Here is a 25,027-nt window from a genome sequence, read left to right on the forward strand (position 1 = left end):
AATGGCCGTTTTGGTAATCGCAGAGCTGAAGACCGCTTATGAGCGGCGGGACACGCTGTTGGAGTTCGTCCAGACCCTCGCAGCGCACAGCAGGGCAGAGCCCGGCTGCCTGTCCTACCGCCCGATGCTCGATGTCGATCAGGCTGGTACGATCGTGATTGTCGAGAAATGGCAGAGCGCCGCCGCGCTCGAGGCCCATGGTCAAACAGCCCATATGGCGGACTTCAAGGCGGAGCTTGGCGGGGTCGAGGTCTCAATCGAGACCTTTGACATCGCCAACCCGTCATAGCGTCAAACATCAGGGTCGAGCCGGACCAATACCGCGGGCCGCAGACAGGCGGCCCGCGGCTCCGTGAAACATTGAATCTGAACGGGACCTTTCGTTCCGTCGCGGTGCGCGCGCCCAACAGTCGGCAAATGTTGAGACAAAGGGGACGCATGTGAGCGCGAACAGCGAGGATAATCGCGCAGCGCCTGCAAAAATCACGGTGAATAACTAGCGCTTGAGATATGTTTCAGATTAGTTTGGCGCATGCCAACCGTGACCAATGCTTTTGCGCGCGCCATGGCCCAAGCGGGCGGGATGACGCTGACCGACGATGGAGAGCTGATCTCTGGCGGTACTGTGGTGCGCCGACTTCCCAAACCTGCTGATGGCAAACTCTCTGAGACCGATTATTTCGATCTTCTGGATTGGATCCGGTTCCAGCAAAAGGACGAGATGGCACTGCTTGCGGCCTATGCCAAACTGATCCGGGCGGATGATATTGGTGTGCTGGGCCTTGCGATGAAAACCGCGCCAACCCTGCGGGCATCGCTCGAACGTTTGGAACGGTATTGGCAGGTTGTCACGGATACTGCGATCTATCGACTGGACACCTCCCAAGATCCGGCGCTCTTGATCTTTGAGGCGCGCACGGGGCATCATCCTGTGCTGGATTTTCGCAACGAGGGCGCCTTTGCCGGATTGGCACGGAATATGCGTCTGTTTGTCGAGGGGGATCTGGTTCTGGACTATGTCACCTTCAGACATGCCTGCCGCAGCGATCCAGAGCAGTACCAGGCGCATTTTGGCTGTTCCGTCCGCTTTGATGCGGAGCAAAACGTCATCGCGCTGCGCAAAGAGATGCTTGATCTGCCAAACCGGTTGGGCGATGCGGCGGTTTCGGACTTTCTGACCACGCACTTAGAGACCGAGATAGGCACGCTACAGGATGAAACCTCGGTACGTGCGGGGCTTTTGCGACTGTTGACGCCTGCGCTCAGTAACGGGGTGCCGCAGGCCGCAGATGTGGCCCGCGAGATGGGCATGAGCGAGCGCACGCTCTACCGGCGCCTTGCGGACGAGGGGCTTACGTTTCGCGACGTGCTGACCGAAGCTCAGTCGTCTCTGGCGCAGGAGCTTTTGAAAGACAGCCGCAGCTCGATCGCGGAGATCGCCTTTTTGACCGGGTTTTCGGAGCAGAGCACCTTTAGCCGTGCCTTCAAGCGCTGGGTCGGGCAAGCGCCAGCGCAGTTTCGACAGCAGTTCCCATCGCCCTGATCGCGATTGCTCGCGTATAGTGCACGCGGCCTCTGGCCCCGGCGGTCTATCAGGCACGCGATGCTCGCGCCCAATTGAAACCCTCTCAACTCAGGGGGCTGCTACGGCATTTACGGACGCTTGGCAGGTCCGGCCATGCGCTTGGCAGGTCCTGCCAATACCCGAAGGTCCCACCGAGCCTAACGTAAGGTCATCGACCCCAGAGAGGTCGGGTGATGTTCACAACCCGGCAAGGCCTCTCTGACATCCCAGGAGGCCCATACTATGACCGAAACATCCCCGACACACCCAATCCCGCAAAAGCCACGCGGCAGCCGCTGGTCTGGCTTGCCCGCCTGGCCACAGATCCGGCTGGGCGAGATGACGCAGATGCTCCTGCTCGCAGTTGCAGCGGCGCTTTTGACCGGGCTCCTCGCTCTGCCATTCACGATGCAGGGCCGCCTCATTGCGGACCCGATTGGCGACTTTGGTCGCATAACCCCTGTGGAGGACGCGCGTCAGTCGGCCTGATCTGCGGCTTGAATGGCGCGTGGTGCGGCGTCGGAGCCTCCCCTCTGGCCCATGCTGACCGATGCGCTACCCCCCAGCCTTAACCGCAGTTCTGACTGCGATTGCCCCCCGAGCGGATGGGCATGACGCGCCCGGTGCCCCATTGCCGTGCGTCAAGGCCCTAAGTGCTCGGACCGGTCGCGGCCGTCGGCGCCTCCGCGATGGCCGCACCACCTGAGGCCCGGCTCTATGCCTGTCCCGCAGAGCCGGGCCTATCCTTGATCGACGTCCTGTCCACAGGCGGCGTCACTTTCCTTTCTGGGTAAGCGTGTTTTGGCCGCTTCGCTTTTGTTGATTTCCTGCCTTGAGGAGAACCATCGCCATGACCCTGATTCTGCGCCTTGATACCAGCCCCCGTGTAAAAGGGGCGTACTCTCGTCATCTGGGAGATCGGTTCATCGAAGAATGGATCAACCGACGCAGTGATATGCGGCTTATCGCGCGCGACATTGGGTGTCCTTCGCCAAGTGCCCCTGGGGGATTGCATGATCCGCGCCTGTGTTTTGATACGGCCAAAAAACAATACATCCCGTGCAACCATCGAAAGAGGTTGTCTGCAGGGATATATGCAGAGGTCGATGCAGCCGAGGTCATCGTCATCACCGCGCCTCTGGGCGTTGATGGTGTGCCCGCTGCATTGACGGAATGGTGTGATCACGTGGCGCAGGCCCAATCACGCCGCGCCTCTGGGCCTTTTGGGCGGCGGTACGCCCGCAATGCCATGCTCATGGGGAAGATGATTGTGCTCCTGAGCGCCTGGGAAGAGGACCTTTGGAGCGACCGTGACGGGGCAAGCCTGCCGCATTTGAATGTCGAGACGCGCCCACTTGGTGCATCGGTCATCCACCACATGCACATCGCGCGATCTGGTATGGGCCATGAGGCGCAGGCCCTCTCGAGGTTCACTGCCGCAGGTGTGCTGGAGGATCTTGTGGCCCGCTTCGCGCATCCAAGATCCCACGCTGAGTCTGTGGTCACAGCATCCGCGTGTTCGGCCCAAGTGGCTTGAATTTCGGATTGCTGCCGATCAACTCTACGTCATCAAGGGGCGCGTTTCCGGCCTGAGAGGCTGAGCCATTGACGTCCAGACGTATCAGCATGCTCGAAAGCATGCGCTGTTCCGGTCACTCCACAGTGCCGCGCGCAGGTAGGTTTGAACCGGCCCGAGACAGATCCCGCACGAGCGCCTATTGCGCCGGGGTATGGTCAGCAGTTCACACTTGATTTTGAAGGAATAAGTGGCGGAGAGACAGGGATTCGAACCCTGGGTGCCCGTGAAGGCACAACGGTTTTCGAGACCGCCCCGTTCGACCACTCCGGCACCTCTCCGCGGGGGGTGTGAGGGCGTTTAAAGGTGATTTTCTCCGCGTGCAAGGGGCGATTTCACAGTTCGTTCAAGAAAGTCGAATTTTGGTTTGCTGAACGCAATTGTGCTTCTACATTTATTGTATGATCCGTTCGCTTCCCGCGCCGCTGCGCCCCGCCGCATTTGTCACTGTCCTGCTCAACGGCCTCTTTGCCGCAGCCTTTGCTGTTGTGATTGCGCTGCCCTCAAAAACCGAGGCCGCCGATCGTGATCAGGTCAAAGCCTTCCTTGAAATTACCGGTTTTGATGTGGCGCTTGACAGTATTGCGGAATCGGCAAGCGACGCGCCCAAGATCCTCGGGGCGGATGCGGGGGATTTTGGCCTGGCTTGGGAAAGCCTGACGGCTGAAGTATTTGACACCCAGAAGATGCGCGATACCGCGCTTGATATTCTTGAGCAAACCCTCTCTGCCGAGGCACTTTTCTTTGCCGCCGAGTTCTATGCGAGTGACCTTGGACAACGGCTGGTAGCGGTGGAGAACGCGTCTCACATGAACGAAGATGGCGGCACGCTGGAGGCAGGGGAGCGCATCGTCAGCAAGCTGGTGGAAGAGGGCGACCCGCGCGTTGCGCTCTACCGGGACATGAACGTCGCCATCGGCGGCACCGAGACCGCGTTGCGCGCGGTGCAGGAAATCCAGTTTCGGTTCTTGATGGCCGCCTCGGCTGCCGGGGTGATCGAGATGCGGATCGACGCCGATGGGCTGCGTGCCTTGATGAAGGCGCAAGAAGGCGAGATGCGACGCGAGATGGCCGCATCAAGCCTTGCGCAATCGGCCTATATCTATCGTGACTTCACCATCGAAGAGGTCGAGGCCTATGTCGAGGCGCTGGAGCATCCGCTGATGCAGGAAGTCTATGAACTCTTGAACGCGATCCAATATGAGATCCAGGCCAACCGCTTTGAGGAACTGGCGCATCGGATGTCGGATCTGCAGCCCGTGCAGGAACTCTGAGCATCCAACGGCCCCGTAGCAGGTGTTGGGTGATGTCCGTCTGTGGATAAATCTTTGCCGAGTGCAGACGAAGGCTTGACTTTGACTTTGTTCAGGTCCAAAAGCCCGCATCCCGGCCCGGAATCCCCGCGCCGGGGTTTTATTGTCATACCGTCCCGATAGGGGCGCGCTGTTCGAGGTGACACGGGCCAAGCCCTGTCGCAAACGCCCGCAAGGGGACCGAAGGACGCGGTGAGAAAAGGAAAGACTGAAATGTTCGCAGTCCTCAAGACTGGCGGCAAGCAGTACAAAGTTCAGGCGGGCGATATGCTCCGCGTTGAGAAACTGGCTGCAGACGCTGGCGAAACCGTCCAATTCAATGACGTTCTGATGATCGGTGGCGATGCCCCCGTCGTTGGTGCTCCGTTTGTGTCCGGCGCTGCCGTGCAGGCGGAAGTGGTCGAACAGATCAAAGGTGACAAGGTCATCAAGTTCGTCAAGCGTCGCCGTAAGCACTCCTCCAAGCGGACTGTCGGTCACCGTCAGAAGCTGACCCTGGTCAAGATCACCGAGATCCTGGCTTCTGGTGCGGATGCATCCGGCGTGAAAGCGGCAACCGGCAAAGGCGAGGCGGCTCCTGCTGCCAAAGCGGCGCCGAAAGCCAAAGCTGCTGCACCTGCAGCCGCAGGCTCCGACGATCTGACCCAGCTGACCGGTGTTGGCCCTGCCGCCGCCAAGAAGCTGGAGGCCGCTGGCCTCACCACCTTCGCTCAGATCGCAGCCTTGTCTGAAGACGACATTGCTGGTATCGACGCCATCAAGATCAAACCCGAATGGGTTGAGCAGGCCAAAGAGCTGGCTCAAGGCTAAGGAGAGACAAGAATGGCACATAAAAAAGCTGGCGGTTCGTCCCGTAACGGTCGCGACTCCGCAGGTCGCCGTCTTGGCGTGAAACTTTATGGTGGTCAGTCTGCAATCGCGGGCAACATCATCGTGCGTCAGCGCGGCACCAAGTTCTGGCCGGGCGAAGGCGTTGGTATTGGCAAAGATCACACCATCTTTGCGACCGCCAACGGCAACGTGACCTTCCACAAGGGCCTCAAAGGCCGCACCTTTATTTCGGTTCTCCCGGCGGCGGAGGCCGCTGAGTAAACCGGACCCAAAGGGTAATAAAATCTTTAGGGGGATCGGTTAAAAGACCGGTCCCTCTTTTCGTTTCTGGATGGGCCTGCTGGATCTAGCTGGGTGTGCGTGCAGGGGTGACTTGTTTGTAGCCTGTGCACTCCCCATCTCTTTGGCGCGGGGCAGAGGAGATAAGCCCCGGAAAGCCAAGTGTATTATCGAGGTCAGAGTTTCTTGAGGAGGAGCGTCGTTATGGGTTTGGATCAGACAGATCAGCAAGCCATCATCGAGGCGGATCGTTTTGATCTGCGGCCCTTGCGTCCGTCGGATGTGGGATTGATCGAACATTACGCAGGAGATGCGCGCATCGCAAAGATGACCGCACCGATCCCGCATCCGTATCCCCCCGGCGCGGCCGAAGCCTATGTCAAACGCGGCATCGAGGCAGAGCAGGGAGAGTTCATCTGGGCGATGGATGGCACGAAAGACGGCAATCCTGAACTCATGGGTGTGATCTCGCTGAAGTCCATGGACCGCAACCAGTCCGAGGTTGGCTATTGGGTGGCGCCAGCGTTCTGGAATACGGGCCTTGCGTCCATGGCGGTACAGCTTCTGGTCGAGGCGAACCCTCTGGGTGATGCCACCATGTTTGCAAGTGTGTTTCAGGACAACCCGGCCTCGGCGCGGGTACTGGCGCATTGCGGCTTTGAATACCTTGGTGACGCAGAAGATTTCAGCGTCGCACGGGATGCCAATGTCCCAACATGGACCTACAGCCGAAAGCTGTAACCGACAGGCAGCAGGCGGTATCATCGCGGGCGCGCCACCGGGCGGGTCCGCGTTTTTATGCCGGGCTGCGCAGCTTGGGCATGGAACGGGATCTCCTCAGATCCAAAGACGCAGGGTTGAGCCATCCCCTGAATTCAAGTATTGGCGATCCAACTCGAACACAGAGGCCTACTCATGAAATTCCTCGATCTGGCAAAGGTCTATATTCGCTCCGGCGCCGGCGGGAACGGTTGCGTCAGTTTTCGGCGCGAAAAATTCATCGAATACGGCGGCCCCGATGGCGGTGACGGCGGCAAGGGCGGCTCGGTCTGGGCGGAGGCCGTGGATGGCCTCAACACGCTCATCGATTTTCGCTATCAGCAGCATTTCTTTGCCAAAAACGGCCAGTCCGGCATGGGGCGCCAGCGCTCCGGCAAGGACGGTGACGAGATCGTGCTGCGGGTGCCTGTGGGCACCGAGATCCTCGATGAGGACGAAGAGACGGTTCTGGCGGATCTGACCCATGTGGGCGAACGCGTGCTGCTGGCCAAAGGCGGCAATGGCGGCTTTGGGAACCTGCACTTCAAATCCTCTACCAACCAGGCGCCCCGGCGCGCGAATTCCGGTCAGGAGGGTGTCGAACGCACCATCTGGCTGCGCCTGAAGCTGATTGCGGATGCGGGTCTATTGGGTCTGCCGAATGCGGGCAAATCGACGTTCCTGTCGTCGACCTCCAACGCGCGACCCAAGATCGCCGACTATCCTTTCACCACATTGCACCCGAATCTCGGGGTGGTGGGCATCGACAATACCGAATTTGTGATGGCGGATATTCCGGGCCTCATCGAGGGGGCGCACGAAGGCCGTGGCATCGGGGATCGTTTCCTGGGCCATGTGGAGCGTTGCGCTGTGCTGCTCCACCTGGTTGATGGCACCTCTGAAACGGTGGCCGAGGATTACCGCACCATCATCAACGAACTCGAAGCCTATGGCGGAGAGCTTGCGAGCAAGCCCCGTGTCACCGCGCTCAACAAGATTGACGCGCTGGATGACGAGGAACGGGCCGAGGCGCGTGCTGCGCTTGAGGCCGAGGTGGGAGCGCCGGTTCTGATGATGTCGAGCGTGAGCCGGGAAGGTCTGGATCTGGTCCTGCGTGCGGTGCGCGCCGAGATCGATGATGACCGCCTTCGGATCAAACAGGCGGAGGCGTCCGAGGAGGAGGACACCCCTTGGCAGCCCTAAGCACGGCGCGGCGCGTCGTCATCAAGATCGGCTCCGCCCTTTTGGTGGATCGCACCAGCAGTGCCTTGCGGCAGGAGTGGCTCCTGTCGCTGGCAGAGGATGTGGCCCGCCTGAAAAAACAGGGCAAGGATGTGATCCTCGTGTCCTCGGGCTCGATTGCGCTGGGGCGCGGTGCCCTGGGCCTGCCGCGCAAGGATCTGCCGCTTGAACAGTCACAGGCCGCCGCAGCTGTGGGCCAGATCCGGCTTGCGCGCGCTTATGAGGAGGCCCTGGCGCCGCATGGGATCACCACGGCGCAGGTGCTTGTAACGCTGGAGGACAGCGAAAACCGCCGCCGTTACCTCAATTCCCGCGCCACGCTCGAGACTTTGATCGGTCTGGGCGCGGTGCCCATCGTCAATGAGAACGATACCATCGCCACCGACGAGATCCGCTATGGCGACAACGACCGTCTGGCGGCCCAGGTCGCGGTGACGGTGGGGGCCGATGTGCTGATCCTGTTGTCGGATGTGGACGGGTTCTACAGCGCCAATCCTGCGCTTGATCCAGACGCCAAACGGTTTGACCGGATCGAACAGATCACGCCCGAGATCGAGGCAATGGCGGGCGATGGGGTCTCGGGGCTGTCCAAAGGCGGCATGATCACCAAGCTCTTGGCGGCCAAGATGGCCACCGCCGCAGGCTGCGCCATGGCAATCTCCGAAGGATCGGTGATGTCGCCGGTTTCGGCACTTGAGGCTGGGGCTGCTTCGACGTGGTTCACAGCCCAAGGTGACCCGCAGGTCGCGCGCAAACGCTGGATCGCCGCGATGAAAACCCGCGGCGTGATCACCGTGGATGAAGGTGCGGCCAAGGCGCTGCACAACGGAAACAGTCTGCTGCCCGCAGGGGTGCGTCATGTGGAGGGTGACTTTGGCCGCGGAGATCCGCTGGCCATCCTCGGCCCAGATGGCCGTAAGCTGGGGCAGGGGCTGAGCCGCTACACGGCCGAGGAAGCCCGCGCCCTTCAGGGACATCGTTCGGATGAGATCGAGGCGATCCTCGGCTATGCTGGACGTGCGGCCCTGATCCACCGGGATGACATGGCGCTTTGATCCTGTCATTCTGGCGCTAAGAAGACGTCCTGCCGGCGCGTGATGTGGCGGTATGGCTCGCACCCCGCCTGGGGAAGAAAAGGGCAAAGACATGAAAGATCTGGAAAATATTCCCGCGCTGATGGAAGACATCGGCAAGCGCGCCAAAGCGGCTGCGCAACAGCTTGCGACAGCCTCGGCGGCGCAAAAGGAGCAGGCGCTCAACGCGGCCGCCGATGCGGTCTGGGCCCAGCGCGGCGAGATCATTGCCGCCAATGCCAAGGACCTGGAGTTCGGGCGCGACAAGGGCTTGTCCTCGGCGATGATGGATCGCTTGATGCTGGATGAAGCCCGTATTCAGGGCATCGTGGACGGGTTGCGCGCCGTGGCTGCGCAGGCGGACCCGGTCGGCGCCGTCCTGGACGAATGGACACAGCCCAGCGGTTTGCGCATTCAGCGCGTGCGCACGCCGCTGGGTGTCATTGGTGTGATCTATGAGAGCCGTCCCAATGTTACCGCAGACGCAGGCGCGCTGTGTCTGAAATCCGGCAACGCGGTGATCCTGCGCGGCGGCTCCGAGAGCCTGCATTCCGCGCAGGCGATCCATGGCTGTCTTGCGGCGGGATTGCGCGCTGCAGATCTGCCCGAGGATGCGGTGCAACTGGTGCCGACCCGCGATCGTGCGGCGGTGCAGGAGCTCCTGACGATGACCGCGTATGTGGATGTGATCGTTCCGCGCGGTGGCAAAGGGCTGGTGGGGCTGGTGCAGCGCGAGGCCCGGGTGCCGGTCTTTGCGCACCTCGAAGGGATCGTGCATATCTACCTCGACAAAGATGCCGATCGTAAAAAGGCAATCGACGTGGTCTTGAACGCCAAGACCCGGCGTACCGGCATCTGTGGCGCGGCGGAGTGTCTGCTGATCCACGAGGACATTGCCGACAGCATCGGCAAGGATGTGCTGGATCTGCTTGCCATGGGCGGGGTCGAAATCCATGCCGAAGAGGGGCTGCCCGGCCCTGACAGCATGCAGGTCGCCACGTCCGAGGATTGGGGTAAAGAATATCTCGACGCGATTATCGCCGCCAAAAAAGTGGCAAGCATCGACGAGGCAATTGCCCATATCCGCAGGTATCATTCGGCCCATACCGATTGCATCATTACCGAGAATGATGCTGCCGTGGCGCAGTTTTTCTCTGAGCTCGACAGCGCGATCCTGATGCACAACGCCTCCACCCAGTTTGCCGATGGCGGCGAGTTTGGCATGGGAGCAGAGATTGGCATTGCAACGGGCAAGATGCACGCGCGCGGACCGGTTGGGGCGACGCAGCTGACGAGTTTCAAATATCTCGTGCGCGGTGACGGCACCGTGCGCGCCTGACCTGCGTGACGGATGTGACGCCTTGCTGAAACGCAAAAACGCCGCTGAGAGATCAGCGGCGTTTTTCATAGGTATGGCGACATGATTAGAAGCTGATCGAGATCTTCTCCGCAGTCTGGTTGAAGGCCAGCGTGTAGCCGGCTTCTTTGGCCGCGGCGGGCAGCAGTGCAAATTGCACCAGTGCTGGCGTGATTTCCGCAGGTGTGGTGTCTGCCACCAGACCAGACCAGAGCGTCTCGTCCAAGTTGATTTTGCGCCCTTCGCCGGTGACGGTCCAGCCGTCGGTGCTGCGCAGGATCTGGACAGTGCCGCCATAGGGCAGCGCGCTTTCGAGACAGAGCCCCGCCAGAAACGCCATTCGTACATCGCGGCGCGCAGCCGAGTCCTGAGACGACCAGTTGTATTTGATCCGCCCGCCTTTGCTGACGTCGCTCAGCACGCTCATGATTTCCATCCGGCCCAGCTCTTGTTCGCCGGCGGCGCCAAAAGCGACACGAAAGAAACGAATGCGGGCGTTGGCATTGTTCACACTGTCCGAAATCAGTTCAAGCTCCGGCCCCTCGAGCGAATTGGACATGCCGAGCAATTCCAGACCGTTGTTGATCGCGCCCACCGGGCTGATCAGGTCGTGACATATGCGTGAGCCTACCAATGCGGCCAGATTGGCGTTATCTACACTCATAACTTTCCTCCAATAGGGCCACCCAAGCGATGAATGACCTGAATGCGATCCTGGCACCCGGCATGTTTGTCCGTCATCCCGACCACCCGGATTGGGGGCTGGGGCAGGTACAGTCAAACGTGGGCGGTAAGATCACTGTCAATTTTCCCGACCAGGGCAAAGTCGTCTTTGACGGCGCGCGTATTGCCCTTGTTCCTGTCTTTGATCCGTAAAAACGGTTTATGAAAGGTTAACCAATCATAGACAAGTGTGCATATTTCTTGCGCACGAATATGCCGATGGGCTATTGCCCGCGACAAATCAAGGGTAGAGCTGAACCATGCACGATGGCGCGCCACAGTTTTCCGTGAGGATGGCAAAGACCGACGAGGACCTACGCGCCGCGCAGGCGCTGCGCTACGAGGTCTTTGTGCGCGAGCTGGGCGGATGCGGGGCTCTGGTGGATCACGAAGCCGGGCTGGAGCGCGACCAGTTCGACCCTTATTTCGATCATATGCTGGTGAGCGACGACACCTCGGGCGAGGTGGTTGGCGTCTACCGGTTGCTCCGGGGGGATCAGGCCGAGCGTTTAGGGCGGTTTTATTCCGAGGATGAATATGATCTTGCGCCCTTGCGGGCTTCGGGGCGCAAACTTTTGGAGTTGGGGCGCTCCTGCCTCCATGCGCAGTATCGCGGTGGCATGGCGATGTTTCACCTCTGGAACGGGCTTGCGGCTTATGTGGCCGAACATGAAATCGAAGTGCTCTTTGGGGTGGCGTCCTTTCATGGCACCGATGCCATGGATCTGGCGCAACCTCTGTCCATGCTGCATGCCAATCATCTCGCGCCTGAAGAATTACGCGTTCGTTCAAAGGCTTATCAGCCAATGAATGTATTGCCCGAAGATCAGATCGACCGCCGCAAGGCGATGCTGGAGACGCCTGCGCTCATCAAGGCGTATCTGCGGCTCGGCGGGTTTGTTGGCGACGGCGCTTATGTGGATCATGATTTCAACACCACGGATGTCTGTCTGATCCTCGACACCGCGCGCATGAACGCGCGCCAGAAGAGCATCTATACCCGCGGAACCGCCTCTGCATGAGTGTCAGCTGGCAGAGCGAGACGCCCCCCGAGAAGACCCGGATCACGGCGCTTGGTTGGGGCAGGGTGGTGCTGCGGGGCAGTGCGCTTGCGGTGCTTGTTTTTGGCTGTCTGGCGCTGTTGCTGATGGTCCGTCTCGTTGAGCGCCCGCTTTTTGGGGTTCAGAGACCGCTGACGCCGTTCATCACCGTGTTTGTGTGCCGCAACGCCTTTCGCATTCTTGGCATGCGGTTTCACACCCGTGGCCGCAGCATGCGCGCACCGGGAATTGTGGTGGCGAACCATTCGTCCTGGCTCGACATTTTTGCGCTGAACGCCAAGAAGCGGATTTATTTTGTTTCAAAGTCCGAGGTCGCGGGCTGGCCCGGCATCGGCTGGCTGGCGCGGGCGACGGGGACCGTGTTCATCGAACGCAACCGAGCCAAGGCCCAAGAGCAAAAGGCGCTGTTTGCCGCACGCCTCAAGGCCGGGCACAAGCTGTTGTTTTTTCCCGAAGGCACCTCTACCGACGGGCTGAGGGTCTTGCCGTTCAAGACCACGCTGTTTGCCTCCCTCTTTGAAGATGATCTGCGTGAAGAGATGCATGTGCAGCCTGTCTCGGTTGTCTTTGATGCCCCCAAAGGCGCCGAGCGCCGGTTTTATGGCTGGTGGGGCGACATGGACTTTGGCTCGCATCTTCTAAAAGTGCTTGCGGCGCAGCCACAGGGCGGGGTGGAGATCCTTTATCATCCGCCGGTTCGGGTGGCGGATTTTGCCGATCGCAAGGCGTTGGCGGCCTATTGCGAAGAAGTGGTGCGCGACGGACATGCCTCTGCGCTGCCTCTGGTGGTCGACGCGGTAGCCAAAGATCACCCCTGAGCCGTGCGCTTTTGCGCTTGCGCAACAGGAAAACCTGCCTTATACGCGCTCCATCGAACCCGCAGGCGGGGTTTGGCCTGTTCAGGGGAGACATCCCTGACAGACCGCCGGTTGGACACATTCCTGTCTGAACCCCCGCTGAGGATAAAACCGGAAAGGAAAGAATAGCATGGCTCTTCCCGAGTTCACCATGCGTCAGCTGCTCGAAGCTGGCGTTCACTTTGGTCACCAGACTCAGCGCTGGAACCCGCGCATGTCGCCCTTCATCTACGGCGCGCGCAACGGCATCCACATCATGGACCTCACCCAGACTGTTCCGATGCTGGACCAGGCTCTGACCGCGATCCGTGACACCGTCGCCAAAGGCGGCCGCGTTCTGTTTGTTGGCACCAAGCGTCAGGCCGCAGCGCCGATCGCCGAAGCCGCAGAGAAATCCGCGCAGTACTACATGAACCACCGTTGGCTCGGCGGCACGCTGACCAACTGGAAAACCGTATCCCAGTCGATCAACCGTCTGAAAGAGATCGACGAGCGCATGGCTGCTGGTGCCGAAGGCCTGACCAAGAAAGAGCGTCTGGGCATGGAGCGTGACCAGGAGAAGCTGCAAGCGTCCCTCGGCGGTATCCGCGACATGGGCGGCGTTCCGGACCTGCTGTTCGTCATCGACGTGAAAAAAGAAGCGCTGGCAATCGCCGAAGCCAACAAACTGGGTATCCCGGTTGTGGCTGTTGTCGATACCAACTGCTCGCCCGATGGTGTAGACTACATCATCCCCGGCAACGATGACGCGGCGCGCGCGATTTCGCTCTACTGCGATCTGGTTGCCCGTGCAGCACTGGACGGCATGTCCGCGCAGCTCGGCGCTGCCGGTGTTGACCTCGGTGCTCTGGAAGAGGCACCTGTCGAAGAAGCCGTCGCTGAAGAAGCAGCCGGCGCCTGATCCGACAGCGTGTCATCGAATTGACATGTGGGGCAGGGTAGACCTGCCCCAAACCGCATTTGACTTGAGGAGAGCCTAAGATGGCAATCACTGCAGCAATGGTGAAAGAACTGCGCGAATCCACCGGCGCAGGCATGATGGACGCGAAAAAAGCACTGGTCGAAAACGACGGCGACATGGAAGCCGCTGTTGACTGGCTGCGCACCAAGGGCCTCGCCAAAGCGGCCAAGAAATCCGGCCGTACCGCCGCAGAAGGTCTCGTGGCAGTTGTCGTCGACGGCGGCAAAGGTGTTGCTGTTGAGGTGAACTCCGAAACCGACTTCGTCGCGAAAAACGGCGAGTTCCAGACCATGGTTGCTGGCATCGCCAAAGCAGCCCTGTCCGTGAACACCGTTGAAGAGCTGGCAGAGGCGGATCTGGGCGGCAAAACCGTTGCCACCACCCTGACCGACAAGATCGCCACCATCGGCGAGAACATGACCCTGCGTCGCATGGCGAAGCTCGAAGGTGAGACCGTTGTGTCCTACGTGCACAACGCTGCCACCGACGGCATGGGCAAAATCGGCGTTCTCGTTGCGCTCTCGGGTGGTGACGAAGCGATCGGCAAGCAGGTAGCGATGCACATCGCAGCTGTGAACCCGGCGGCTCTCTCCGAGGCAGACCTTGATCCGGCGATCGTTGAAAAAGAGCGTCAGGTTCAGATCGACATCGCGCGCGAGTCCGGCAAGCCCGAGCAGGTCATCGAGAAGATGATCGAAGGCCGCATGAAGAAATTCGTTGCTGAATCCACACTGCTGAACCAGCAGTTCGTGGTGAACCCCGACCTGACCGTGGAAGCGGCAGCGAAAGAAGCAGGCGCAACCGTCACCGGCTTCATCCGCGTTGAGGTTGGCGAAGGCATCGAAGTCGAAAAAGAAGACTTCGCAGCAGAAGTGGCAAAGGCCGCTCAGGGCTGATTGCCCGTCTGAATAAGTGTTGAAGAGACCCCCGTAACCTTATGGTTGCGGGGGTTTTTCTATTTGATCTGTGCGTTTTTGGCAGGTGTCGTCGCGGCATCGATGCAGGCTTTGACGCATTCCGCTTCTAGTGAAAGAGCGCGTTCTGCATTGTGTCTGCGTTGCAAGCTGAAGCTCCGGCCATCAGCGCGGAAAAATACACGCTGACAGGCCGGACAGGTCAGAGAGCCCTTGTAATATCAGGGATCGTTTCCTGAAGTTCCCAGGCTAAGCCACCACTCACGGAACATCCTTAGTCTGAGCCGCCGATAAGATTCCGTAAAGTCTGCTTTTCCATACCATTTGAGGGGCTTACTGCATGAAAGTCACATGGAAACGTCATGAAAATGTAGCGTTTTAACGGGTACTCCCGGCACCGTGTTGGGCGTTTCAATGCACTTTGAGGGCTGCGTTTTAATGCTCGACCGCATACATTTGATTGTGCAATGCCGCCTTCAGCACAGCCTGGGCCGTTGTTTCAACACTCAGTGTCGCGCGTGCCAGACGGAGGTGCTTTTCGATCGTCGCGGGCGTCAGCCCCATCAGGAGCGCGATGTCCTGAGTGGTTTTGCCGTCGCCCACCCATTGCAGCACCTCGCGCTGTCGCTTGGTCAGGCCGCGTTTCGGTGCGTGGTAGGGCAGGGTCAGAATCTTGAGATGCGCCACATTGTTCATCAACACGATGTCCGCGCCATGCTCGGCCCAGATCTGATCGATTCCATCCTGATCGAGGTCCGCGCGCGCCGCCAGTGAGATCGCCCCCTTGAAGCGCTCTGAGGCGGAGTTGAAGCTGATCGTATACCCGGCATGCACGCCCATGGATTGATTGAAGTCCTGCACTTTGCGGGCCTGTTTGTCCAAGAGCCCCTGCGCGGCCATCTCCTGCGACACGCGCCAGCTTGCATGGCCCTCGTTCTCCAAGGCCCAGGTCAGCATCGGCGCATGTGCGTATAGCCCATCGGCAAGAAAGCCCTGCAGATACTCTGGGCAATGGTTGGTCAGGATCACAAAATCATCCGGATCCCCCAACGAGGTGCGTGTCTTGAACAGCGTGTAGCCATAGAGCAGGCGATCAAAACCATAGCGGCTCATTTGTTGGACATGCGCGCGCCACAACTCCTCGATGGTTTTGAACTGGGTCAGTTGTTGCAAATACTCAGACAGGGTCATGTCTGAGTCTCCAGCTTCCATGCGGGACACGGGACTGTTCGAGCATTGAGGCATAGTGCATGCGGCGTCCAGAGGCGCCGATCATGAAATCGCGGCGTTTCGGGATCAAAGCAGACTGTGGCGGTGCCAGCTGCGAGCTCGTTCTGCCAATTCAGTTTATCGCGCGTGTTCATGTCGCCTTTTGGTGCCCCCGTTGACCCAAACCGTTGGTTCAGGTTGCGAAAACCTGATGCGTGAGGGGCGTCACCTGTGTGAAACTCGGTCTTGCCGCAGTCATTTAAAGCGACGTGGCATCCCTTTGGTTTTGCAAAGGCAGCCCCCTGATCCCCAGACGTGTTTGCACAAACCTTGCGCAAAATGACCGGGCATTCAACTGCGGGTTGCCGCTTTGGAGGAAATCTTCTGCTGATGAGGTCGCAAAGCGCCAATGCGGCCCACCAGGGTGATGGCTCCAATACGATTAGAATTGCGCGCGGATCGGCTGAGGCTGGTAACACAATAGCAAACCTCCCTCTCCAGACTCGGCCATGGTGGGTTTTCTGCAGAGTTATCTGCGGTGCCAAGAATTTGAATTTGGGGGACTTATGGAACGCGAGGAATGGATCAACCGTCGGCTGCATGGTGACGGCGTGGTCGAGCTACAGTTGGGGCATGCGCCTCAAAACCAGCTCACGTCAGCTTTTCTGAAGGATTTTGCGCAAGAAATCAATGAGATGCGTTCTGATTCTGACGTGAGGTCCGTGCTGTTGACCAGCCCGTTCAAGGATTTTTCGACCGGCGTAGATCCTGAACTTAAGGATGTCAGCGCGCTGGAAGGTGACCTCAACGCTGCATTTCTGGCGCTCTATGCCTTCCCCAAGCCTGTTGTCGTTGCTTCTGTCGGCCTGAGCTCCGGGGCGGGCATGTTTTTTGTATTGGCCAGCGACCTGCGGGTCGCCCACGCGCGGGCCGGATTTGAGCTGATCGACGTACAGTTGGGACGTGCCTATCCCGCCGCCTTGATGGAGATTGCCCGCGCGACGCTTGATACCAACACCCAGCGACGCTTGATGCTCACTGGACAGCGCCTCGGTCCGATTGCGGCCCGCAACGCGCAGTTCATCGAAGTCTTGGCAGATGACCTTGAGGATCTGCACGGTTACGCCCTGAAAGAGGCCCGACGTATGGCGCAACTGCCGGCGGAGGCTTATGCGGCGATCAAACGCGATCTGCGGACCGATACAATCAAAAGGATCGAATCCCGCCTGGACGCCGCATTGCAGCCCACTTTTGGCACGTCGCGCCTCGCGAGCTGAGCGCGTGCTTGGATTTTTGAACCTGCGCGGTTAAACATGGCTCAAAACCAATAGGTTGGAGCGGGATGTTATGATCGCGAACAAGATCGAAGTGCGCCGCGCCGAGGACGGACAGATCGTGGTGAGCAAAGGCACCTGGTCTGATACCTTTCCGGAAGAACAGCGCGAAGCCTGGGCAACTTGGTATGAGCAGATGTATCAGGACTATGCCTATGATGGTTATGCGCTGATGGCGCAATCCCTGCGCGATCTCGCCTAGCGCGCGCAGATAGTTCTTTTACCAAAGATGCATCGCCGCAGAGGATTGAGGTTCGCTCCGCACATTCTCTGCGCCGTGGTCGGAATTGAATGATCCGAGAGCCGGGGAATGGAGCCTCTATGTCGGATACGTGTTGATGCTTGCCACGATAGCAATGCGTGCGTATTCGAGTGGTTCAACCCGTTGGCTAAGGGCCTCCACTTGATTACTCAAGCAGTCGAGTGATCGTGCTCTCGTGCTCTCGTGCTCTCGTGCTCTCGTGCTCTCGTGCTCTCGTGCTCTCGTGCTCTCGTGCTCTCGTGCTCTCGTGCTCCTCGGCCTGAAGGGCGAGGTCGCAAGCTCCTGCAGCGTTTCGAGTGGCCCCGTCACGGGGCGCCTTCGTCGGCTAAACCGCCAACCCGTCAGCGCGCGAAATTCGGCGCACAGTATCAGTGCCTGGGCGTATCGGGCAGTTCCACGGTGATCCAGTAATCGTCCAGAAGGGAGAGCAGCCGTGTGAAATCCTGGCCTGCGGTTTCTTTGACGACATAGCCCGCCACATGGCTGCTATAGGCCTGATGGATGTCTCCGGGATCTCGGGAGGTCGTGAGCATGAAGCAGATTAAATTCTGCAAGGCAGGCTTTGATCGAATGATCTCAACCAATTCGAGCCCGGTCATTTTCGGCATATTGATGTCGATGAGTGCGATGAGTGGCGTCGGCACGTGAATATGCGGGTGTGTGTTCTCAAGGATGGCCAGAGCCTCTTCCCCGTTCACGGCGCGCACGATTTCGTTCTTGATGCGGGCTTTGTGAAATGCGCGGCGCACGGCCTTTGCCTCAAAATCATCGTCCTCAACGAGAAGGATATTTGCCTTCTGCAAACCCTCCATCGCGTTTTCATGCAACATTTTGTACCTCCTCCAAATTTGGTTTTGGCCAGGTGAAAACGAACTCCGCACCGTTGCCATCGCCTTCTGAAATCACTTTGATCGACTGACCAAGGACCGCGAGGTGCTTGGCGACAAAGGCGAGACCCATCCCGCTGCCCTCGACTTCGTCCTTGGATTTCAGGGTGCGGAACAGGCCAAAGATAGCCTCCTGGAATTTCGGGTGAATGCCGGGGCCATTGTCCTTGACTGAAATCTCGAAGTGATCGCCTTGATCCTTGAGCGCCACGAGAACATGGCCCTGTGCCTTGTCATTGTGCTTGAAGGCATTGGACACCAGATTGAGCAAAACGACCTGCAACGGCATCTGGTTCATCTGCGCAGCAAGGAAGTCCTGCGAAAACTCGAGCTGAGTATCCTGGCCGGAGCCGCAAAGATCGGCAATGTTATGCGACAGATCCAAACCGGACATGATGTTGGATTTTGGATCAAAATCCCTTGTCCCAATCTTGGAGTGCGCAAGCAGATCGTCCAGCAAGCCAGACATCCGCAGGATGCGGGATTTCATGTAGTGAAGATGCTCTGTGGTTTCCTCTGTAAGATGTTCCTCGAGATCCTCCTCAAGCCAGGTAGCGGCGTGAGAGACTGCTCTCAGCGGGGCTTTCAGATCATGCGAGGCCACATATGCAAATTCCTCGAGATCCTTGTTGGACCGGTTGAGCTGCTCGATCAGGTCCTTTTGAGATTTCGACATCGCCTCGCGTTCCGTCACGTCCCGGATCACCACCAGCGCCAGTTTTTGCTCGGCCTCCCTGAGCAGGGCGAGGGTGACTTCGAACCAGTTCGAGCTGCCATCTTTTGCGTCTCTTTTGCCGCGGCATAATACGGCCTCCGCAAAATGTTTTCCGGCGTTGCCGGAGGCCAGAAGTTTGACTTTGGCCTCAATCGCCTGGGCGTCCCCTGAGGCGAAGTAGTCCGTTAGGGTGCTCTCCCCCATGACGACCGGGCCAAACAATGCACCAAAGGCCGCGTTGGACTGCTGTATCAGGCCATTGGAGGTGACCAGAACCATGCCATCGGTGGTGCCGTCAAAGACTTGGCGAGCGTCGGATTCCTGGCTGCGCAGGCGGGTGATCAGACCTTTGAAGGATTGCGCGAGATCGCCGACCTCATCCTCAAGATGGATGGGGAGAACGGGATCCTGCCCGGTTTCTGCCGATGCGAGAATATTGCCGCGCATGGTTTGCATTGGCGCCAGTGCCGTTTCAATGCCGCGTCTCGCAAAGGCGTAGCTGCAGAAAATGAGCAAAAGCCCCAAGACGATGAGATTGAGTGTGCTGAACGGCAGTATATTGGAAAAGAAATGCCGCTCCTTGATCAGTGTGAGAAATACGCTGTGTGTGGCTGAGCTCACGCTCTCGAGCTTGAGGGTGATGTATTCCGCGCCCTCGTTCACGAGCCGGAGCGGCTGCTCTGCATTGGCCCGGGATAGGTCGGTGCGCACGATTTCTGGCAATCCAACGACCATGCCGCCGTGATACTGTCCCGATTGCGCCTCTGCATCCCAGACGTAGCTGCTCCCCTTGGAGTTGTGTATGACGAAACTTGATGCCAGATTGAGCGGCTTGTACGCGGCTTGGTTATGTTTCAACAGGTCGACGTTGATAACGATAAAGCCAAATCTATGACCCTCGAATTTGTAGCCTGCCGGTTCCAACACGGGCACAAGCACCCGATACATCAGGGTTTTGGGTTCCTGGATGATGCCATTTTCGCGGTTGTAGGAGGGAGGCAGCGGTACTGCCTGACCGATGGGAACCGTCCTCGCAGCCTCGACATAGGGTTCGTTTCCCTTTTGCTGGAGCCGGTGATCAGGAACCCGCTCTATCCGTTCCCCGACTTTGTCAACACGCAGGATCTCCTGAGCGTTGTCCGCAAAGCCGACAAAGCGGATTTGCAGGTAATTCGGGCGAAGCGCGTGAAACGAGGAGAAAATCGTTGTCAGCCGTTCTTTCCATTCCTCGGTGGTATCGCCACTCACTGGATCGATCCCATTATTGTAATGCGCCCTGATCAATGCAGCGACCGGGGGCATATTCGCAAGGATTTCGGCGTCGGTAATGATGGCCGCGGTGGCATCCGCACTCGCGCGGCTGATTTTGTCGGCCGTTTCCCGTGTTAGAATGTTGGCATGCTGCAATTCAAGGTTTCGGGTGACCAAGGCGCTGGCCAAGGTGAGGGACGTCACCGCTGCAACGGCCACGATCACGGCAATTTTGCGCACCTTTGCGCTGATCGACTTTCTGGCGGAGCTGGTCAATGTCCGAGAACCTATGTGAGCGGCGCGCAAGACATCTCATTGAGGCTTGCATTGGAAAGCCTGCGCAGGAGTGGTCAAGCAAAGGTTAACACAGCAGGCGCAAAGGACGATATTGCGCTATTGTAACGCTTTATGTGGTCTTCGGGGAAGCCTTCACCAAAGAGCCCGCGGACAGGATCGGTCGCGTTGTGCGCCTTGTGCGGCGGTGCCTTGGGATTGTCAGGCGCGCGAGAGTAGAGTTGATGCATGCGAACATGCACGATCTGAGCAAAGCAACTCTCTTGGGACAAAGGAGAAATGGCGCACCTGAGAGGATTCGAACCTCTGGCCTCTGCCTTCGGAGGGCAGCGCTCTATCCAGCTGAGCTACAGGTGCGTCTGTCTGCGCGATATACGCGGCTGTGAAAACCACTGCAATCGAAAAATCACCGTCTCTGATCATTCATTGAATTTCCAGTGAATGATCAATGAGTTCCGCAGCGCATGCAACAAAATCTGCCGCGAACAGCGCGCAGGACATGTGAGAGCTTGGGCAGGGCCCTGTCATGCCTGACACAGGTTCAGGACCACGCTGCGCGTGCAGCGAGGCTCCGATTGCAATCGGATGGGGCGCTGTTAGCCGCGCCAGCTACGGACCACGCCGCAGTCCATGTGTACGAAGTTCGAGCCATAGTAGCGCCCGACGCCACCCGCTTTGCAGGCCTGAGCGGCTTGCGCCATCTGGCTGACTGTACGGGTAGACAGACGCAGGTCTGCAGCCTGACCCTTCATGTGAAGCGAGTTCTTGGCCACACCACGCGAGCGGCTGCGCAGCATCGCATTGGTCTGCGGGCTCCGGTAGCCGGAGAGCAGCAGGTAGGGTTCGTTCACTTCAAGAAGGTTCGACGAGGCCGCCATGATGTCAATTGTGCGCAGGTCGATCGCCTTGACCTGATCATTGCGCCAGTCGCGCATGAAGTGATTGATCTCTTTCACCGCGTCCTTGATGTACTTGCCATCGATCCAATAGATCATGTCCAAGCGCTCGCCTGTGCGACCGGAGTACATACGAATGCGCCGGATGTCGCCCCCTCCACGGAGGAAGCCGGCTGCCTGTGTGTAGGTTGGGGCTGCTGCGACTGTTGTGGCCGCAAATGCCTTTAGGAGTGCTCGACGGGATAACCCGGTAGTTTTTTCTGTCATCGTGATGAGCGTTGTCCCATACGCTTTTGTTTTCACACGTCCCGAAGTTTCGGGAAATTTGCGCTATTTCGCGCGAGAACTGTATGGCACAGCGAGAATCGACTGCCAACTGATGAATGATTGATTAAGACAGAGGGGCGTTTTTTCGGCAAAAATTTGCGCAAAAGGGGAGGGAGTGAGCTATTTTCCCCCTCATGCGATGCGCGTTTCTGCGTCAATTGGGGTTTCAAAGCATCACTGCGCCGCGTTCGGGTGCCGGTGAAGCAAATGTGAGTGGACTTGCAAGGGTCTCGTTTACCAACACTCGGATACAGTCTAACTGGACGTCTGCGTTACATACTGGAGTTTTTCAACAATGCCGCTGGCTCGCGCCCCGAAATTTGCTTCGTTCGTCACTGGTGGAATTCTTGCCGCCGTTCTGGGGACGACCCTGCTTTTTGCTGAAAAGGCCGAGGCGGCGAGCACCGGGTTTCGCCAAGCGGTTGCCGAGATGGCGTGGGAGGACGAGGCGGTCTCCAGCTATTACCGTCAAAACCAATACGCCCCCCTTTGGACCGCAGACACACCAGAGGCGACGGCGCGGCGCCGTGCCCTGATGCAGGCGCTCGAAGAGGCCTCCATGCATGGGCTGCCTGATATGTCGGCGCGGGCGGCGGACCTCGTTGAACAGATGCGCAACGTCCGTTCCACCCGCGATCTTGGCGCGGTCGAGGTTGCTCTGAGCCGGGCCCTGGTGGACTACGCAACGGACTTGCAGACCGGTCTGATCGACACGCCCGTCCGCATTGACGAAGGCATCGTGCGGGAAAAGCACAAGGTGGATGCGACGCGTTTCCTCGAGGGGATTGCGACCGATCGCCCGGCAGCCTTCCTGCAGGATCTTGTTCCGACCTCCTCTCAATATCGTGCTCTGCTGCGCGAGAAGATGCGGCTTGAGGCGCTGCTGCAGGCTGGCGGCTGGGGCGCAACCGTTCCCGTGCGCAAGATCGAGCCGGGCGACACGGGCCAGAGCGTGCTTGCCCTGCGCAACAGGCTGGTGTCGATGGGCTACCTGGCGCCCACGGCGACACGCAGCTATGACCTTGATGTTGAGGACGCCGTACGCCGGTTCCAGTCTGAACATGGCCTCGAGGTCGATGGCGTCGCAGGCGAGGGCACACTCAAGGAGCTGAACCGCCCGGTTTCGGATCGGATCAAGTCGGTTCTGGTCGCCATGGAGCGCGAACGCTGGCTCACCCCTGAGCGCGGCCTGCGTCATATCCTTGTGAATCTCACGGATTTCTCGGCCAAGATCATGGATGAGGGTGAAATCTCCTTTGAGACGCGCTCTGTGATCGGCAGCACCAAAAGCGACCGCCGCACGCCAGAGTTCTCGGACGAGATGGATCATATGGTGATCAACCCGAGCTGGTATGTCCCGCGCTCGATCATCACCAAGGAATATCTGCCCAAACTCAAGAATAACCCCAACGCCCACAGCTACATCGAGATCACCGATAATCGGGGTCGGGTGGTCAATCGAAACAACGTGGACTTTAGCCAGTTCACCGCGCGCAGCTTTCCGTTTGCCATGCGCCAGCCTCCGAGCAGCCGAAATGCGCTTGGTCTGGTCAAGTTCATGTTCCCGAACAAATACAACATCTACCTGCATGACACCCCGCAAAAGCATCTCTTTGGCCGCGAGGTGCGCGCCTTTTCGCATGGCTGCGTCCGTCTGCATCAACCCTTTGAATTTGCGTATGAACTCTTGACGCCTCAGACGGAGAACCCAAAGGACTACTTCCACCGGGTGCTGAACAGCGGCAAGGAAACCAAAGTGCCGCTGGAAACCAAGGTGCCGGTGCATCTGATCTATCGCACCGCCTTTGTGTCGCAGGATGGCCGCGCCGAATTCCGCCGCGATGTCTACGGACGTGACGCAAAGATCTGGTCCGCTTTGGAGCGGGCAGGGGTGGCACTTCCCGGCGTTCAAGGCTAAGTCTCAGGCCAAGATCCGCATTTGGAGGGATGGCCTGATGTTCACCGTTCGTGAAATTGCCACGGCACTTGGCGCGCAGGCGGCGGGTGATCTAGACCTCAAGATCACACATGCCTCAGAGCCCCAGGATGCGGGCGCTGAGGCGCTCGCGATGGCGATGTCGCCGCAATATGGTGAGGCCCTGACGCAGGGCAATGCACGCGCCGCCCTTGTCTGGGAGGGCGCAGACTGGCAGGCTCTGGGTCTAGACGCTGCTATTTTTGTTGTCCGTCCGCGCCTCGCCATGAGCGGTGTCACCCGCATGATGGACCGAGGTCAGCGCTTAGCTGCGGGAATCCATCCTTCTGCCGTCATCGACCCCTCAGCCGAGATCGGCGCGGATGTCACGATCGGGCCTCTCTCCGTGGTTGGACCGGACGCCAAGATTGGGGCGGGTTCGCTTATCGGGGCGCATTGTTTCATCGGCGCGGATGTCACAATTGGTCCAGAGGCCAACCTGAGGGAAATGGTGTCGATTGGTGCGCGCGTCACCATTGGTGCGCGGTTTCGCGCCCAGCCGGGCGCGCGGATTGCTGCGGATGGGTTTTCCTATGTGACGCCCGAGACGTCTGGCGTCGAGAATGCCCGGAAAACGCTCGGAGATCAGGGCGACACCTCCGCCCAGTCCTGGGTTCGGATTCATTCGCTTGGATCGGTGCGGATCGGCGACGATGTGGAGATCGGCGCAAACTGCACCATCGACAATGGCACCATTCGGGACACCGTGATCGGCAATGGAACCAAGCTCGACAACCAGGTGCATGTGGGCCACAACTGCCGCATTGGCAATGATTGCCTGCTCTGCGGCCAGACGGGCCTCTCTGGTTCGGTTGATATTGGCAACAACGTTGTCCTTGGCGGGCAATGTGGCGTCGCCGACAACCTCTTTATCGGTGACCGCGTGATTGCGGGAGGAGGCACCAAAATCCTCTCGAATGTTCCGGCCGGGCGAGTGATGATGGGCTATCCGGCGGTCAAGATGGACACCCACACAGAGATGTACAAAGCCCAGCGCCGTTTGCCGCGCCTGATGCGCGATCTCGATGCGTTGAAAAAGGCTGTTTTCAAATAGCGGCGCAGTCAGTAAACCACAGGCAATCTTATCTCCCGCAGGAGCCGCCCTATGAGCACGCAGGACAAGGTCATCGCAATCATCGCAGAGCAGGCGGTGTTGGAACCTTCGGATGTTTCTCTCGACAGCACGCTGGAAGATCTTGGCATTGACAGCCTCGGACTGGTCGAGAGCATCTTTGCGATCGAGGAGGAGTTTGACATCTCGATCCCGTTTAACGCGAATGAACCCGAGCAGAGCGATTTCGATATTTCAAATGTCGCAGCCATTGTGACCGGGATTGACAAGCTGATCGCTGAAAAGGGCTAACCGC

26 protein-coding genes and 2 tRNA genes are annotated in these 25,027 nt (G+C 59.0%); 21 read left to right on the top strand and 7 right to left on the bottom strand.

All coding sequences use genetic code 11. The features are described from left to right. Position 1 precedes the first annotated feature (1 nt). From TM1040_RS10310 to TM1040_RS10325, 4 genes are all read left to right on the top strand, one after another. Positions 2–289 carry a putative quinol monooxygenase gene (locus TM1040_RS10310; protein WP_011538535.1) on the top strand — a complete coding sequence of 96 codons (288 nt, stop codon included), beginning with the start codon at positions 2–4 and terminating at the stop codon, positions 287–289. 243 nt (positions 290–532) lie between these two features. Next, positions 533–1,543, top strand: a complete 1,011-nt coding sequence (locus tag TM1040_RS10315; protein ID WP_011538536.1) for a helix-turn-helix transcriptional regulator — start codon at positions 533–535, stop codon at positions 1,541–1,543. 264 nt (positions 1,544–1,807) lie between these two features. After that, positions 1,808–2,053, top strand: a complete 246-nt coding sequence (locus tag TM1040_RS10320) for a hypothetical protein (RefSeq protein ID WP_011538537.1) — start codon at positions 1,808–1,810, stop codon at positions 2,051–2,053. A gap of 361 nt (positions 2,054–2,414) precedes the next feature. Beyond that, positions 2,415–3,101: an NAD(P)H-dependent oxidoreductase gene (locus TM1040_RS10325; RefSeq protein ID WP_011538538.1), complete on the top strand. Its 687-nt coding sequence runs from the start codon at positions 2,415–2,417 to the stop codon at positions 3,099–3,101. 230 nt (positions 3,102–3,331) lie between these two features. On the opposite strand, the gene TM1040_RS10330 is transcribed toward TM1040_RS10325, so the two are convergent. After that, positions 3,332–3,421 (bottom strand) — tRNA-Ser (locus TM1040_RS10330). A gap of 120 nt (positions 3,422–3,541) precedes the next feature. Here TM1040_RS10330 and TM1040_RS10335 point away from each other — a divergent pair. The 7 genes from TM1040_RS10335 to TM1040_RS10365 all read left to right on the top strand — a co-directional run bounded on the left by TM1040_RS10335 (position 3,542) and on the right by TM1040_RS10365 (position 9,976). Next, positions 3,542–4,414 carry a DUF2059 domain-containing protein gene (locus TM1040_RS10335; RefSeq protein ID WP_011538539.1) on the top strand — a complete coding sequence of 291 codons (873 nt, stop codon included), beginning with the start codon at positions 3,542–3,544 and terminating at the stop codon, positions 4,412–4,414. 252 nt (positions 4,415–4,666) lie between these two features. After that, entirely contained in the window at positions 4,667–5,263 is a 597-nt protein-coding gene (locus TM1040_RS10340) for a 50S ribosomal protein L21 (protein ID WP_011538540.1), read from the top strand. Positions 5,264–5,275: 12 nt separating this feature from the next. Beyond that, positions 5,276–5,545 carry a 50S ribosomal protein L27 gene (gene rpmA, locus TM1040_RS10345; RefSeq protein WP_005611266.1) on the top strand — a complete coding sequence of 90 codons (270 nt, stop codon included), beginning with the start codon at positions 5,276–5,278 and terminating at the stop codon, positions 5,543–5,545. Between the two features lie 222 nt (positions 5,546–5,767). Further along, positions 5,768–6,304: a GNAT family N-acetyltransferase gene (locus TM1040_RS10350; RefSeq protein WP_011538541.1), complete on the top strand. Its 537-nt coding sequence runs from the start codon at positions 5,768–5,770 to the stop codon at positions 6,302–6,304. Positions 6,305–6,478: 174 nt separating this feature from the next. Continuing rightward, entirely contained in the window at positions 6,479–7,525 is a 1,047-nt protein-coding gene (gene obgE / locus TM1040_RS10355; RefSeq protein WP_011538542.1) for a GTPase ObgE, read from the top strand. Continuing rightward, the gene (proB, locus tag TM1040_RS10360) at positions 7,513–8,619 is read left to right on the top strand and encodes a glutamate 5-kinase (protein WP_011538543.1); all 1,107 of its coding nucleotides are present in this window, start codon (positions 7,513–7,515) and stop codon (positions 8,617–8,619) included. Before obgE ends, proB begins: the two co-directional genes overlap by 13 nt. 91 nt (positions 8,620–8,710) lie before the next feature. Further along, positions 8,711–9,976, top strand: coding sequence for a glutamate-5-semialdehyde dehydrogenase (locus TM1040_RS10365; RefSeq protein WP_044027091.1), 1,266 nt, complete (start codon positions 8,711–8,713; stop codon positions 9,974–9,976). A gap of 85 nt (positions 9,977–10,061) precedes the next feature. On the opposite strand, the gene TM1040_RS10370 is transcribed toward TM1040_RS10365, so the two are convergent. Beyond that, positions 10,062–10,658, bottom strand: a complete 597-nt coding sequence (locus TM1040_RS10370) for a histidine phosphotransferase family protein (protein ID WP_011538545.1) — start codon at positions 10,656–10,658, stop codon at positions 10,062–10,064. A gap of 29 nt (positions 10,659–10,687) precedes the next feature. Between TM1040_RS10370 and TM1040_RS10375 the strand changes: the two genes are divergently transcribed. From TM1040_RS10375 to tsf, 5 genes are all read left to right on the top strand, one after another. Then, positions 10,688–10,870, top strand: coding sequence for a DUF3553 domain-containing protein (locus TM1040_RS10375; RefSeq protein ID WP_011538546.1), 183 nt, complete (start codon positions 10,688–10,690; stop codon positions 10,868–10,870). A gap of 107 nt (positions 10,871–10,977) precedes the next feature. Beyond that, complete coding sequence (locus tag TM1040_RS10380; RefSeq protein ID WP_011538547.1) at positions 10,978–11,739, top strand: GNAT family N-acetyltransferase; 762 nt, start codon at positions 10,978–10,980, stop codon at positions 11,737–11,739. Then, entirely contained in the window at positions 11,736–12,596 is an 861-nt protein-coding gene (locus TM1040_RS10385; RefSeq protein WP_011538548.1) for a lysophospholipid acyltransferase family protein, read from the top strand. The genes TM1040_RS10380 and TM1040_RS10385 overlap by 4 nt, the downstream gene beginning before the upstream one ends. 169 nt (positions 12,597–12,765) lie before the next feature. After that, on the top strand, positions 12,766–13,536 hold the full coding sequence (gene rpsB / locus TM1040_RS10390; protein WP_011538549.1) for a 30S ribosomal protein S2: 771 nt from the start codon (positions 12,766–12,768) through the stop codon (positions 13,534–13,536). An 80-nt stretch (positions 13,537–13,616) separates the two neighbouring features. Further along, on the top strand, positions 13,617–14,492 hold the full coding sequence (gene tsf / locus TM1040_RS10395; RefSeq protein ID WP_011538550.1) for a translation elongation factor Ts: 876 nt from the start codon (positions 13,617–13,619) through the stop codon (positions 14,490–14,492). Between the two features lie 453 nt (positions 14,493–14,945). On the opposite strand, the gene TM1040_RS10400 is transcribed toward tsf, so the two are convergent. Continuing rightward, on the bottom strand, positions 14,946–15,701 hold the full coding sequence (locus TM1040_RS10400) for a helix-turn-helix transcriptional regulator (protein WP_011538551.1): 756 nt from the start codon (positions 15,699–15,701) through the stop codon (positions 14,946–14,948). A 584-nt stretch (positions 15,702–16,285) separates the two neighbouring features. Between TM1040_RS10400 and TM1040_RS10405 the strand changes: the two genes are divergently transcribed. Both TM1040_RS10405 and TM1040_RS10410 read left to right on the top strand, forming a co-directional pair. After that, entirely contained in the window at positions 16,286–16,996 is a 711-nt protein-coding gene (locus TM1040_RS10405; protein WP_011538553.1) for an enoyl-CoA hydratase/isomerase family protein, read from the top strand. A 70-nt stretch (positions 16,997–17,066) separates the two neighbouring features. Further along, complete coding sequence (locus TM1040_RS10410) at positions 17,067–17,255, top strand: hypothetical protein (RefSeq protein WP_044026729.1); 189 nt, start codon at positions 17,067–17,069, stop codon at positions 17,253–17,255. A 428-nt stretch (positions 17,256–17,683) separates the two neighbouring features. Here TM1040_RS10410 and TM1040_RS10415 read toward each other — a convergent pair whose 3' ends face one another. From TM1040_RS10415 to TM1040_RS10430, 4 genes are all read right to left on the bottom strand, one after another. After that, positions 17,684–18,145, bottom strand: a complete 462-nt coding sequence (locus TM1040_RS10415) for a response regulator (protein ID WP_011538554.1) — start codon at positions 18,143–18,145, stop codon at positions 17,684–17,686. Then, complete coding sequence (locus TM1040_RS19745) at positions 18,135–20,444, bottom strand: sensor histidine kinase (protein WP_011538555.1); 2,310 nt, start codon at positions 20,442–20,444, stop codon at positions 18,135–18,137. Before TM1040_RS19745 ends, TM1040_RS10415 begins: the two co-directional genes overlap by 11 nt. Positions 20,445–20,742: 298 nt before the next feature. Beyond that, a tRNA-Arg gene (locus tag TM1040_RS10425) sits at positions 20,743–20,819 on the bottom strand. Between the two features lie 239 nt (positions 20,820–21,058). Next, positions 21,059–21,625, bottom strand: coding sequence for a YcbK family protein (locus TM1040_RS10430; protein WP_011538556.1), 567 nt, complete (start codon positions 21,623–21,625; stop codon positions 21,059–21,061). Positions 21,626–21,980: 355 nt separating this feature from the next. Between TM1040_RS10430 and TM1040_RS10435 the strand changes: the two genes are divergently transcribed. Genes TM1040_RS10435 through TM1040_RS10445 form a run of 3 tightly spaced genes read left to right on the top strand, consistent with a single transcriptional unit; the run spans position 21,981 to position 25,023 of the window. Continuing rightward, a complete protein-coding gene (locus tag TM1040_RS10435) occupies positions 21,981–23,603 on the top strand; it encodes a L,D-transpeptidase family protein (protein ID WP_011538557.1) in 1,623 nt (540 codons plus the stop codon). A gap of 37 nt (positions 23,604–23,640) precedes the next feature. After that, a complete protein-coding gene (gene lpxD, locus TM1040_RS10440; RefSeq protein ID WP_011538558.1) occupies positions 23,641–24,714 on the top strand; it encodes a UDP-3-O-(3-hydroxymyristoyl)glucosamine N-acyltransferase in 1,074 nt (357 codons plus the stop codon). A gap of 51 nt (positions 24,715–24,765) precedes the next feature. Then, entirely contained in the window at positions 24,766–25,023 is a 258-nt protein-coding gene (locus TM1040_RS10445) for an acyl carrier protein (protein ID WP_011538559.1), read from the top strand. Positions 25,024–25,027 lie beyond the last annotated feature (4 nt).

It is taken from the genome of Ruegeria sp. TM1040, from assembly GCF_000014065.1.
GTDB lineage: Bacteria > Pseudomonadota > Alphaproteobacteria > Rhodobacterales > Rhodobacteraceae > Epibacterium.